The sequence below is a fragment of the Ensifer adhaerens genome, from assembly GCF_002007205.1.
In the GTDB taxonomy this organism is placed as follows: Bacteria; Pseudomonadota; Alphaproteobacteria; order Rhizobiales; family Rhizobiaceae; genus Ensifer; species Ensifer adhaerens_D.
Map to the genome: position 1 here is coordinate 230514 of NZ_LAZS01000005.1, position 13062 is coordinate 243575.

7 protein-coding genes are annotated in these 13062 nt (G+C 65.9%); 5 read left to right on the forward strand and 2 right to left on the reverse strand.

Going from position 1 to position 13062, the window contains the following annotated elements:
* The first annotated feature begins 170 nt into the window (after positions 1-170).
* On the forward strand, positions 171-1355 hold the full coding sequence (locus tag XB14_RS04775) for an efflux RND transporter periplasmic adaptor subunit (protein WP_077960529.1): 1185 nt from the start codon (positions 171-173) through the stop codon (positions 1353-1355).
* A gap of 59 nt (positions 1356-1414) precedes the next feature.
* Positions 1415-4525: an efflux RND transporter permease subunit gene (locus XB14_RS04780; RefSeq protein WP_077960530.1), complete on the forward strand. Its 3111-nt coding sequence runs from the start codon at positions 1415-1417 to the stop codon at positions 4523-4525.
* Between the two features lie 21 nt (positions 4526-4546).
* Here XB14_RS04780 and XB14_RS04785 read toward each other — a convergent pair whose 3' ends face one another.
* Both XB14_RS04785 and tetR read right to left on the reverse strand, forming a co-directional pair.
* Complete coding sequence (locus XB14_RS04785) at positions 4547-4981, reverse strand: DUF1772 domain-containing protein (protein ID WP_077960531.1); 435 nt, start codon at positions 4979-4981, stop codon at positions 4547-4549.
* 282 nt (positions 4982-5263) lie between these two features.
* Positions 5264-5878, reverse strand: a complete 615-nt coding sequence (tetR, locus tag XB14_RS04790; RefSeq protein WP_077960532.1) for a tetracycline resistance transcriptional repressor TetR — start codon at positions 5876-5878, stop codon at positions 5264-5266.
* Between the two features lie 251 nt (positions 5879-6129).
* Here tetR and tet point away from each other — a divergent pair, with 251 nt between their 5' ends.
* From tet to XB14_RS04805, 3 genes are all read left to right on the forward strand, one after another.
* A complete protein-coding gene (gene tet / locus XB14_RS04795) occupies positions 6130-7254 on the forward strand; it encodes a Tet(A)/Tet(B)/Tet(C) family tetracycline efflux MFS transporter (protein ID WP_419178576.1) in 1125 nt (374 codons plus the stop codon).
* Between the two features lie 202 nt (positions 7255-7456).
* On the forward strand, positions 7457-8863 hold the full coding sequence (locus XB14_RS04800; protein ID WP_077960534.1) for an FAD-binding oxidoreductase: 1407 nt from the start codon (positions 7457-7459) through the stop codon (positions 8861-8863).
* Between the two features lie 253 nt (positions 8864-9116).
* On the forward strand, positions 9117-12803 hold the full coding sequence (locus XB14_RS04805) for an AsmA family protein (RefSeq protein WP_419178577.1): 3687 nt from the start codon (positions 9117-9119) through the stop codon (positions 12801-12803).
* Positions 12804-13062 lie beyond the last annotated feature (259 nt).

Below are 13062 nucleotides of genomic sequence, written 5' to 3' on the forward strand. Positions count from 1 at the left end.
AAGTGCCGGTGCGTCATCATCCCGCCAACAATTTCGCTTTTATTACAATTGCGTAATGATGGCATTCGGTCATTGCCCCGACGCGCGCGAACAGGGATACTTCGCGCTAACGGAACGAACCGCCGGCCGCGCCGCGCTGGGGCGTGTTTATGCTTTATCTGGAGACTTGAATGCGGGTTTGGAAACAGCTTGCGGTGAGCGCCGCTGTGCTTCTCGTGGGCGCAACCGTCTGGGTGCGGTTCGTGCCCGGCGCCGGTGAAACGCTTGCCGCCATCGGCGTATCGCACCCGCTGATCGATGCCTTGTCGAAGCCCGGCGCCGGCGGCGGCGAGGGCGGTGAACGCGGCAATGGCCGCGGCCAGGGCGGCAACAATGCCATTCTCGTCATGGTCCGGCCTTCGGGCACGTCTGTTGTCAACGACCGGCTGAACGCCATCGGCAACGGCGAGGCGATCCACTCCGTCACCGTCACGCCGGCGGCAACCGGCAATCTCACCGAAATTCTCGTCCGCTCCGGCGAGAAGGTGGCTCAGGGCCAGGTGATCGCCAAGCTCGACAGCGACGACCAGAAGATCGCCGCCGACCAGGCGCGGCTCAACCGCGACAGCGCGCGGGAGAAGGTGGAGCGCTACCGCAACCTCAGCACGGCGCGGGCGGTAACGGCCGTCGAAGTGCGCGATGCGGAAATCGCGATGCAGACGGCGGAACTGGCGCTGAAGACGGCCGAGCTCGATCTCAAGCGCCGCGACATCGTCGCGCCTTCGAAGGGCGTCGTCGGCATCATCACCGTCAATGTCGGCGATTACGTCACGACGACGACGCCGATTGCCGTCGTCGACGACCGCTCGGAGATCCTCGTCGACTTCTGGGTGCCGGAGCGCTTCGCCAACAAGATCACCGTCGGCCAGCCGGTCACGGCCTTCGCGATCGCCCAGCCGGGCAGCCAGCTCGACGGCGCGATCCACGCGATCGACAACCGTCTCGACCAGGCGAGCCGGACGCTGCGCGTGCGCGCACGGCTGGAGAATCCCGAGGACCTGTTGAGGGCAGGCATGTCCTTCTCCGTCACCGTGGCGTTTGACGGCGACACCTATCCGACGGTCGATCCGCTGGCGATCCAGTGGAGCTCCGAGGGCTCCTATATCTGGCGCGTCTCGGGCGACAAGAGCGAGAAGGTGCCGGTGAAGATCATCCAGCGCAATCCGGACAAGGTGCTGGTCGATGCAGGACTTTCGGAAGGCGACGAGATCGTCACCGAAGGCGTGCAGCGCCTGCGCGACGGCGGCGACGTGCGCATTGCCGGCCGCGAGCGCAAGCAGGACACCGCCCAGAAGGTCGCGGAGGAAACCAAGTGAGCGGCGGCGACAGTCACGGTAGCGGCCACGGACCTGACCACGGGAGCGGTGGCGGCCACATGTCGGCCCGCGAGCGCGGCAAGACCGGCTTTACCGCACTCTTCATCCGCCGGCCGATCTTCGCGCTGGTCGTCAACACGCTGATCGTCGTTGCCGGCCTTGCCGCCTGGAACGGCATCGAGATCCGCGAGTTGCCGCAGGTCGACCAGCCGGTCATTTCGGTGACGACGACGCTCGACGGGGCTGCGCCCGAGACCATGGACCGCGAGGTGACCTCGGTGGTCGAAGGTGCCGTCTCGCGCGTGCAGGGTATTCGCGACATCTCGTCCACGTCCAACTTCGGCCGCAGCCGGGTGACGCTGCAGTTTTCCGACACCACCGATATCGGCCAGGCCGCCAACGATATCCGCGACGCACTCGGCCGGGTGCGCAACCAACTGCCCGAAGATGTCGACGAGCCGAGCATCGTCAAGGCCGACGCCGACAGCCAGCCGATCATGCGGCTGGCGCTCACCTCCGACACCATGTCGATGGAAGACATGACGCTGCTCGTCGAAAACGAGATCAGCGACCGGCTGGCGGCGGTGGAAGGGGTTGCCGACGTTGCCGTCTATGGCGACCAGGAAAAGATCTTCCGCATCGACCTCGACCAGGCGAAGCTCGCCGGACGCGGGGTGACGGTGGCGAACCTCCGCACGGCGCTCGCCAATGCCTCCTATGACGTTCCCGCCGGTAAGCTGACGAGCGCCAGCCAGGACATCTCGGTGCGCGCCACGGCCGACCTGCAGACGCCGGAGCAGTTCGAAAACCTGATCCTCGTCAATAATGTGCGCCTGCGCGACGTGGCGACCGTGACGCTCGGCCCGGATACCGGCACGACGGCGCTGCGCTCCAACGGCCGCCAGGGCATCGGGCTTGGCATCGTCCGCCAGGCGCAGTCCAACACGGTCGATATCTCCGAGGGCGTGCGCAAGGTCGTCGATACGATCCAGACGCAGATCCTGCCCGAGGGCACGCAGCTTCGGATCACCAGCGACGATGCCGTCTTCATCAACGGCGCCATCCACGAGGTGGAAATCGCGCTGATCGTTGCCGTCTTCATCGTGACGCTGGTCATCTACCTGTTCCTGCTCGACTGGCGGGCGACGCTGATCCCGACGATCTCGATGCCGATCGCGCTGATCGGCACGGTGGCGGCGATCTATCTCGCCGGCTTTTCGATCAACATCCTGACGCTGCTGGCGATCGTGCTTGCGACCGGGCTGGTGGTCGACGACGCAATCGTGGTGCTCGAAAACATCGTGCGCCGGCGCGCCGAGGGGCTGGGTCCGCGGGCAGCGGCCGTGCACGGCACGCTCGAAGTGTTCTTCGCGGTGCTGGCGACGACCGCCACGCTTGCCGCCGTCTTCGTGCCGCTCTCGTTTCTTCCGGGCCAGACCGGCGGTCTCTTCCGCGAATTTGGCTTCGTGCTTGCCTTCTCGATCCTGCTTTCGTCCTTCGTGTCGCTGACGCTCTGCCCGATGCTCGCCTCGCGCATGCTAACGAAGGAGACGCATACGGTGCCGGGGCCGATGGCGCGCTTTGGCGCGCGGGCGGCCGGTTTCTACCGGGTGACGCTCAGAGCCTGCCTCAACTCGCCGCTGATCGTCTTCGTCGTCGCGGGCTTCGTCACCGCCATGGGGGCTGCCGGCTTCCTGACGCTGAAATCGGAGCTGACGCCGAGCGAGGACCGGTCGCAGGTGATGATGCGCATCAACGCGCCGCAAGGCGTGTCGCTCGAATACGCCCAGGCCCAGATGCGCCGCATCGAGGACGGCTTGCAGCCGCTGGTCAAATCCGGCGAGATCGACAATATCTTCTCGATCTCGGGGCAGGGCGGCTCGGTCAACAGCGGCTTCATGGTGCTGACGTTGGCCTCCTGGGAAAAACGTGACCGCAGCCAGCAGGAGATCGTCGCAGACATCAACAGGATGACGGGGCGGATTCCGTCGGTCCGGGTCTTCGCGATACAGCCGAACAGCTTGGGCATTCGCGGCGCCGGCAGCGGCCTGCAGGTGGCGCTCGTCGGCAACGACTACAACAAGCTCGGCGATGCGGCGGCAAAGCTGGTGCGCCAGATGGAAGACACCGGCCGCTTCGAGAACGTCCGCCTCAACTATGAGGCCAACCAGGCGCAGCTTTCGATCACCATCGACCGCGAGCGTGCCTCCGACATGGGCGTCGATATCGGCGGCCTGGCCTGGGCGCTGCAGGCGATGCTCGATGGCAACAGCGTCGTCGACGTCTATGTCGACGGCGAATCCTATCCGGTGAAGCTGTTGTCCTCGACCAACCCGGTCAACGACCCGACCGACCTGCAGAACATCTTCCTCAAGGCCGGCGACGGCAAGATCGTGCCGATGTCGACGATCGCCAGCGTCGAGGAGATGGCGGTGGCGCCGCAGCTCTCGCGGGAATCGCAGCTTCGCGCCGTGTCGCTGTCGGCCGGCCTCAAGTCTGACCTCGCGCTCGGCGAGGCGTTGACCATGGTCGAGCAGATGGCCGAGCCGCTGTTGCCGCCCGGCTCGCGCATCATGCCGCTTGCCGAGGCAGCAACCCTCAACGAAAACGCCAACGGCCTGTTCGTCACCTTCGGCTTTGCCCTCGTCATCATCTTCCTGGTGCTGGCGGCGCAGTTCGAGAGCTTCGTCAGCGGCTTCATCATCATGTCGACGGTGCCGCTGGGGCTTGCCTGCGCGGTCTTTGCGATGATCATGACCGGCAATACGCTCAACATCTACAGCCAGATCGGCCTCGTGATGCTCGTCGGCATCATGGCGAAGAACGGCATCCTGATCGTCGAATTCGCCAACCAGCTGCGCGATCGCGGCCAGGACGTGCGCTCGGCAATCGAAAACGCCGCCAACATCCGCCTGCGTCCGGTCATGATGACGATGATCGCCACCATCGTCGGCGCCGTGCCGCTGGTGCTTGCAAGCGGCGCGGGTGCGGAGGCGCGCATCGCGCTCGGCTGGGTGCTGGTCGGCGGTCTTGGCCTCGCGGTGATCGTCACGCTGTACCTGACACCGGTCGCCTATCTGGTGATCGCGCGCTTCACCAAGCCGCATGCGGACGAGGAGCGCAAGCTGCACGAGGAAATGGATGCAGCGGCGGCGCTGGAGACTCGCTGAGCCGGAGCGGGCTATCCCCTTCTATGTTTCGAGCGCGGCGGCAATGAGATAAATCGTTGCCGCCAATCCGCCGAGTGCGCTGCGCCCGGCATGAAGCCTGCCCCAATATTTGAGCAGGTCGCGGCTGGCGTCGCCGGCTTCCTCCGGCCGGACCGCCTCGAGCTGGCGATTGACCGGCATGACGAAGAGCAGCGTGTAGGGCCAGTTCAGGATAATGATCGCGGCGCCCAGTCCCCACAGTACATGGCCGGTCTGTCCCCAGGCGCCGGCGCCGAGCAGGCCCGAGACGAGCGCAAGCGTCGCCTGCATCTCGAAGCCGCGACGATAGGATGGAAGCCACTGTACGAGAGCTGCACGATCATCAAGGTGCAGCCTTGCCGGCTGCTCGGCCCAGGTGATGTAGATGGCGGCGCCGAAGAAGATCGACGCGGTGAGCAAAGCAGCGAGACCGATCATTTGCCTCTCCTTCCTTCACGCCACCATCATAGTCCAAGGCCGGCGAAACGGCAGGTGTTTTCTGGTGCCTCGCTCTCATACGTAGCAGTGCTTCCGGTCCGCAGGGCCGAAGGGCGGGGCTGGCGAGCGCCCGGATGCGAAGGGCGAAAGATTGCCGGGGCCAGCACGAGGCCGGATCTTGGCGGCGTTCGACGCATGGAGTGGGCTTCCCGCGTCAGTGAAACTGATTCCGATTTATGCGTCAGTGCCTTGAAATGGAATGGTTTTTCGATCCTGACGGTGTCAGTGCCGGCGTTGCGCCAGGCCCGCGACGATCGTTGCGAGCCCCTGTTCGAACGTGGCGTCCGGGCCGGCCCGGTCAAGCTCCGCCATTGCCGCGGCAAGCAGCGGCGCGTCGTGCATGACTGCCGGTTTGGTCCCGGTCCCGTCGTCCGCCGCTTCTTCGGCCGTCTGCTGCTCCAGCACCGAGCCGACGACGAAGTGGCTGACCAGGAGAAGCGCCGAGGCAGCGTCGCCCGCCGCAAACCCGGCTCCGTGCAAGAGCGTCATCTGCGCTTCCACCGCGGTCATCTGTGATGCGCTCGGCCTTGTGCCGGCGTGGATGCGGGCGCCGTCGCGATAGGCAAGCAGGCTTCTGCGGAAGCTGTGGGCGTTTTCGGCAAGGAAAACGCGCCAGTCCTCGCCCGGTTGCGGCACGGCGCGATCGTGGTTTTCCGCCATCATCGCTTCGGCGAGGGCGGCGATCAGCGCCTGCTTGTTCCTGAAATGCCAGTAGAGCGCCGGCTGCTGCACGCCGAGCCGCTCTGCCAGCCGCCGGGTCGTCAGCCCATCCAGTCCCACCTCGTTGAGCAATGTCAGGGCGGTGCGCACCACCGTGTCTCTTTGCAGCTTCGTCATCTCTCGCTCCATCCGTCGCTTGACAATTTATCATCGATAAGTTTCCTGTGCATTAATTTATCAATGATAAGGAATGGAAAGACATGACGCATCAGGAAGCGAGCGCTGCGACCCGGGGCGATGCCGGCCCAGGGGCCGATGCAGACGCAGAGGTACGGGCAGGCGAAGGAGGACGGGCAAGGGCAGGGCGCAAGGCGCTCGCGGCGCTGTTTGCGGCGGTGGCGCTCGATGCGTTCGGCATCGGCCTCGTCATGCCGGTTCTGCCCGGCCTCCTGCGCAACCTTGCCCATGCCGACGATGTCGCCGGGCACTACGGCGTCCTGGTCTCGCTCTACGCGGTGATGCAGTTCGCCTTCGCTCCCGTGCTCGGCCTCCTTTCCGATAGTTATGGCCGACGGCCGGTGCTGCTCGTTTCGCTCGCCGGTGCGGCGATCGACTATGCGGTGATGGCGAGCGCGCCGACGCTGACGATCCTCTATCTCGGCCGCATGATCGCCGGCATTACCGGGGCGACCGGCGCGGTCGCCGGTGCGGCCATTGCCGACACGACCGAGGGGGAGGCGCGGGCGCGGCACTTCGGCACGCTCGGCGCCTGCTTCGGTATCGGCATGATCGCCGGGCCGGTCGTCGGTGGAGCGCTCGGTTCTTTCGGGCCGCATGTGCCCTTCGCGGCTGCGGCTGTTCTGAACGGTCTCGGATTTCTCATGGCCTTGCTGTTCCTGCCGGAAAGCCGGCGGCCGATCGTGGCGGGCGAAGCGGCAAGTACGCTTGATCCGCTTGTCGGATCATTCGCAGGGCCGCTGGCAGGGCTGCGCCGGACCTTCGGTGTTCCACTCCTGAAGCCGCTTCTGGCCGTATTCTTCATCGTGCAGCTCGTCGGTCAGGTGCCGGCGGTGCTCTGGGTCATCTTCGGCGAGCGCCGTTTCGGCTGGGATGCGACGGCGACCGGGTTTTCGCTTGCCGCTTTCGGCCTGCTGCATGCGCTGGCGCAAGGGGTGGTCGCCGGGCCGGCCGCGAGCCGCCTTGGCGAAAAGCGGGCGCTGCAGCTCGGCATCGTGCTCGACAGTCTCGGCTACGGGCTGCTGGCGCTTGCCACGGAGAGCTGGATGGTATTGCCGATCATGCTGCTGCTTGCCGGCGGCGGCATCGGCACGCCCGCTTTGCAGGCGCTTTTGTCGCGCGCCGTAGACGAGGCGGGCCAGGGCCGGCTGCAGGGCGCGCTTGCCAGCCTTGCCAGCCTGGCATCGATCATCGGCCCGCTGCTTTTCGTCGGCCTCTATTCGTGGACGCTCGTCTCCTGGGACGGCTGGGTGTGGATTGCCGGCATCGCGCTCTATCTCCTCTGCGTGCCCGTGTTGAGGCGCCTGCCGGGGTGAAAGCCGGCTGTTTTCCACGCTGTCCTACAGTCTTGTGACACTCCGGTCTCACGTCAGGCGTTTTCCTGCGCTAGGGTGGTTCCAAAGCGCGCAATCGTCTGGACAAAGTGATTCCGATTTGCACAGTAGCGCCTTGAAATGACTGCGCTTCCCGGGCATTTCCTCGGGGTAGGTCGCAGATGCGAGAGGAAGGGCGTTCTCCGTGGCGTTGAAGGCAATCAGGGCTGGCGTGAAAAATGAGGCTGGCATAACGACGGCGAAGGCGGACCTTTCCGCCCGCTTCGGCGACCGGTTCCAGACTGGCGAGGCGATCCGCGCCCAGCATGCCCACACCACCACCTATATCCCGGCGCAGCTTCCCGATGGCGTGGTGTTTGCCGAAAGTGCCGAAGAGGTTCGCGAGATCGTCGCGATTGCCGCCCGCCACAAGGTGCCACTCATTCCCTTCGGTACCGGTTCCTCGCTCGAGGGCCATATCAACGCCCCCAATGGCGGCATCTCGGTCGATCTCGCCCGCATGAACAAGGTGCTCGAGGTCAATGCCGAGGACCTCGACTGCCGCGTCGAGCCGGGCATTACCCGCGAAGAGCTCAACACCTATCTGCGCGATACCGGCCTGTTCTTTCCGATCGACCCCGGCGCCAACGCCTCGATCGGCGGCATGGCCTCGACAAGGGCCTCGGGAACCAATGCGGTGCGCTACGGCACGATGAAGGACAACGTGCTGGCGCTGACGGTGGTGACAGCAGACGGGCGCGAGATCCGCACGGCGCACCGGGCGCGCAAGTCGTCGGCCGGCTACGATCTGACGCGGCTCTTCGTCGGCGCCGAAGGCACGCTCGGCATCATCACCTCGATCACGCTCCGGCTGCAGGGCATTCCCGAGGTCATTTCCGGCGGCGTCTGCCCGTTCCCGACGATCGAAGACGCCTGCAACGCGGTGATCCTCACCATCCAGTCGGGCATTCCGGTTGCGCGCATCGAGCTTCTCGATGCGCTGCAGATGAAGGCCTGCAACGCCTATTCGGGCCTCACCTATGCCGAGACGCCGACGCTCTTCGTCGAGTTTCACGGCAACCCCGAGAGCGTCGAGCTGCAGGCACGCCAGTTCGGCGAGATCGCCGCGGAGCTCGGCGCCAGTGATTTCCTCTGGACCACCAATCCGGAGGAGCGAGCACGGCTCTGGAAGGCGCGCCACAATGCCTATTGGGCGCAAAAGAGCCTGATCCCTGGGGCTGCTATCCTGTCGACCGACGTCTGCGTGCCGATCTCGCGGCTCGCCGAATGCGTGGTTGCGACCCAGGAGGACAGCGCCGCCCACGGGCTGACGGCACCGATCGTCGGCCACGCGGGGGACGGCAACTTCCACGTCGGTCTGCTGTTTGACGACAAGGACCCGGCCGACGTGGCGCGCGCGGAAGCCTTCGTCGATCGTCTCAATGCGCGGGCGCTTGCGATGGATGGCACCTGCACCGGTGAACACGGCATCGGCCAGGGCAAGATGCCGTTTCTCGAGGCGGAACTCGGCGACGCGCTGGACCTGATGCGCCAGGTGAAGCGCTCGCTCGATCCGGACAACATCTTCAACCCCGGCAAGATCTTCGCCTGAGGCGAATGGCCGGCCGCGACCGCATTATTGAGGCGATGCGCCGGCGGCAAAGTGTGATACTGCATAGTTCCTAAAGTCGGAATCGACACCAAGCGAATTATGCGGCAGATCAAACGCTACGGCGCCTTGGAAGGCGCCGGCGGGTGCCAGGTCCTGGCGCTCAAATCGACCTGCGGCACGAGGATGTGCCGATGAACGGAATGGGAATATAGGCACGGTGCTTTCGCGAATTCTGCTTGGCTTCGGTGGACTTGTGGTCGTTGCGCTCTTTGCTGCGCTGATCGCCCCGTGGTTCATTGACTGGACGGATTTCCGCAAGGAATTCGAACGCGAGGCAAGCCGCATCATGGGCAAGCCCGTCGTCGTGCATGGCAGCGTCGATGCGCGGTTGATCCCGTTTCCGACGGTGACGCTCAACGACGTGCGCGTCGGTGCGGCCGAGGACGGCGAACCGCTGATCCAGGTGGCGCAATTCTCGATGAGTGCCGAGCTTGCGCCGTTCCTGAGCGGCGAAGCGCTGATCTTCGACATGAAGCTCGACCGTCCGCGGGCCAAGGTGCGCCTGTTGCCCGACGGTACGCTCGATTGGGCGAGGGGCCGCCGGGCGTCGATCCCGGCCAAGACCGTCGTGCTTGAAAACGTCGAGATCACCAATGGCCAGATCGAGTTCGTCGACGAGCAGACCGGCCGCACCCGGCGCGTCAGCGACCTTGCCGCTGATGTTTCGGCCCGTTCGCTTGCCGGGCCCTGGAAGGTCGAAGGGCGCGCGGCACTCGATGGCGAGGCCGGCAGCTTCTCTTTCACCAGCAACGAGGTCGATCAGGCGGGCGCGCTCAGCCTCAAGGCGCGGGTGACGCCGGACAAGCGCCCCTTCGGCGTCGAGACCGACGGTTCGCTGCGTATCGTCGATTTCAGGCCGGTCTATAGCGGCCGCTTCACGCTGACGGAAAACCGGCCGCAGGGCGAAGCGAAGGACGCAGACCAGAAAGCGCCGCTGCGTATCAACGGCGACTTCCAGTTGACTAACGAGAGCATCCGTGTTCCGGAATATCGGTTCGAAATCGGCCCTTCGGACGATCCCTATGTCGTCACCGGCGAGGCGACGCTCGATACCGGCAAGGACCAGAAGTTCCTGCTGATCGCCGACGGCCAGCAGATCGACGTCAGCCGCATCGGCCCGAGCCGCAACAACAAGACCGGCCGCGACCCGGCGATCTCGATGCGCCAGCGGCTCGAGGCGATGCTGACGATCGTCGCCGACATTCCCATCCCGCAGGTGCCCGGCCGCGCCAGCCTGAAGCTGCCGGCGATCGTCGTCGGCGACACGACCGTGCGCGACGTGCGCATCGACGTGCAGCCTGATGGCGCCGGCTGGGTGATCGACAATGTCGTGGCGCTTCTGCCGGGGCGCACGCAGCTCGAAGCCAAGGGGCGGCTGAACCTGAAAGGGCAGCGCAGCTTCCGCGGCGACCTTTTGCTCGCCTCCAACCAGCCTTCCGGCCTTGCCAACTGGCTGGCCGGCTCGGTCGATCCGGCGATCCGCAAGCTGAAGACGGCCGGCTTTTCGGCCAGGGTGAACCTCACCGACACGCTGCAGCAGTTCGAGAACCTGGAAGTGGCCGCCGACGAGGCGAGCCTCAAGGGGCGGCTCGAGCGGCAATCCTTCGCCGACCAGCAACCGAACCTCTCGCTGCAGCTCAAGGGCAACCGCATCGACTTCGAGGCGTTGCAGGCGCTGACCGGACTGGTGGCAGGCGACGCTTCCACCGAAACGCTGCTGCAGCATGCCATTGCCGCCGATCTTTCGGCCGACGAGTTTTCCGCCTTCGGCGAGCAGGCGCAGGACGTGCAGGCGGTTCTGACCCTGAAGAACGGGCAGCTTCAGGCCGAGCGCGTGGCGATCGGCGCGCTTGCCGGCGCCCAGCTCGCCTTTTCCGGCCGGGCCAGCGGCGATCTGGAAAAGCCCGTCGTCTCGGCCAAGATGAAGCTTGCCGCCAAGAACCTGACGCCGTTCCTGGAAATGATCGGCCGCCACGCGGTCAATCATCCGGCGCTTAGGCAGCTGATCAAGGCCGGTCCCTATTACAGCGACACCGCCTTTGACGTGACGCTGACTGCGGGCAACAAGGAAGGCAATGCGCCGGCGACCTTCGGCATCTTCGGTACCGCCAACGGCACGAAGATCGCCGCCAGCTACCAGGCGCCCGACATGGTACAGGCGCTGACCGGCAAGGCGATGCTGCTCGAAGCGACGCTCGAAAATCCCGAGACGCGCCTGCTTCTTGGCCAGGCGGGCTTCGATCCCCTGCCTTTCGATGCGGATGCCAACGGCATTCTCTCGATCAAGCTGCAAAGCACCGACGGCCCGACGGCGAACGGCACGGTGACCTTTACCACCGAGAAGACGTCGCTTGCCGCCAAGGGCAGCGTCGATCTTTCCCGCGATCATTTCCTCGAAGGTCAGGCGAAGCTGACGCTGCAGACCCAGGACCTCGAGCCCTACCTCCTGCTTCAGGGCGTGGCGCTGCCGCAAATGGGCAGCGGCCTGCCGCTGACGATCTCGGCCGACGTCGCCGCAACGCCGGAAACGATCGCGCTGACGGCCGTCGAAGGCAAGGCCGACCACAACGGCTTTACCGGCAATCTGACGATCGACCGCAAGGCGCCGGGGGCGGCGAGCGGTCAGCTCACGCTCGATACGCTTGACCTGGCATGGCTCGGCGAGGGCATCCTCGGCCCGATCGAGGATACGAATGGCGCCTTTTCGAAGGGCCCCTTGGCGCAGCCGGCCTGGACCGGCCTCAATGTGGCGCTCGACGTGCAGGCGGGAAAATTCTGGCCGGGCGTCTACGGCGCGGTCACGAGCTTTGCCGGCAAGATGGAATGGAAGGGCGACGAGATTTCGTTGAGCGACGCGACCGGCGACTGGCTGGGCGGCAAGCTCGCCGGGCGAGTGCAGGTCGGCAACGCCAACGGATCCGGCTTCTTGCGTTCGCGCCTGGACGTCAAGGCCGGCGACATTGCGCAGGCGGGATGGACCCATGCAGGCACGCCCGTGGCGACCGGGACCTTCGACCTTTCGGTTGCGCTTGAGGCATCGGGCGCGACGCCCGAGGCGATGGCGCATTCGGCAAGCGGTTCGGGCACGGCGACGTTCAACGGCATGACGCTTGCGGGCATCAACAGCGCGGCCCTGCCGCAATTGATCGCAGCGGCCGACGCGCTGAAGACGCAGATCTCGGCGGACGCGATCAGAAGTGCCGCAGAGGCGACCGTATTCTCCGGCCAATCGCTGGTCGGCGTCGTCAAGGCGCCCTTCAGCATCGCCGGCGGGGTGCTTAGAGCGCAGAACGTGACGGCCGGCGACGGTAGCGCCGCGATGACTGGCGAGGCTTCGCTCGATCTTGCGGCGGGCCGTATCGACGCCGGCATCGACCTGACCTTCCGGCCGGGCGACCAGGCGCTTGCGGGCGCCGAGCCGCGCGTGCGCATCGGTTATGCCGGCCTGCTGGACGCGCCGGGCGTCGATCTCGACGTTGCCGATCTGGCGAATTTCCTGTCGCTACGCGCATTCGAGCGTGAGCGCCGGCGCGTCGAGATCCTGCAGGCGAACGTGCTGGAGAAGCAGCGGCTGCGGCGCGAACTTGCGCTCTACAAGGCGCGAGCGGAGGCACGGGAACTGGAGCGCAAACGGGCCGTTGCCGAGGAACGCCGGCGCGCAGCCGGCGCGGCCGAGGCCGCCCGCGTCAAGGCGGAAGCAGACGCACGGGCCGAGGCGGAGCGACAGGCGGAAGCTGCGCGCCGGGCGGCCGAGGCAGCGCGCGGCCAGGGCCCGTCGATCCCGCCGGTCGGGCCGGATGGCACGACCGGCGGGGGCACCGGCGGTGTCCCCGGACAGAGGCTCAACTTCGACGTTCTGCCCGACGTCACGGTGCAATAGCCGGGCGATCACCCTGCACCACGGCAGCTCCGGCCTTCCGGTATCCGGATAGCGCTGCCCCTTGCCCATGCGAGCGCACTAGCACTTTGCTTCTAGGCCATCTTTCCGCCTCAGCGATTTCACTTGGAAGCGCGATGCGCTAGCCATGCCCTCTTCCTCGATGGCGACGCCTTCAATCTGCGACGATGCCCGCAGCGGGCGGGCGTCAGTCCGACGCCTCGGGATCGTGGCGAACAAGCGGGATCGGCAGAGTTTTAAC

Bases quoted from the DNA above. Each gene is read 5' to 3' on its own strand.
- XB14_RS04775 (WP_077960529.1), top strand. From the start codon at position 171: ATGCGGGTTTGGAAACAGCTTGCGGTGAGCGCCGCTGTGCTTCTCGTG.
- XB14_RS04785 (WP_077960531.1), bottom strand. From the start codon at position 4,981: ATGATCGGTCTCGCTGCTTTGCTCACCGCGTCGATCTTCTTCGGCGCC.
- tetR (WP_077960532.1), bottom strand. From the start codon at position 5,878: ATGACGAAGCTGCAAAGAGACACGGTGGTGCGCACCGCCCTGACATTG.
- tet (WP_419178576.1), top strand. From the start codon at position 6,130: ATGCCGGTTCTGCCCGGCCTCCTGCGCAACCTTGCCCATGCCGACGAT.
- XB14_RS04780 (WP_077960530.1), top strand. From the start codon at position 1,415: ATGTCGGCCCGCGAGCGCGGCAAGACCGGCTTTACCGCACTCTTCATC.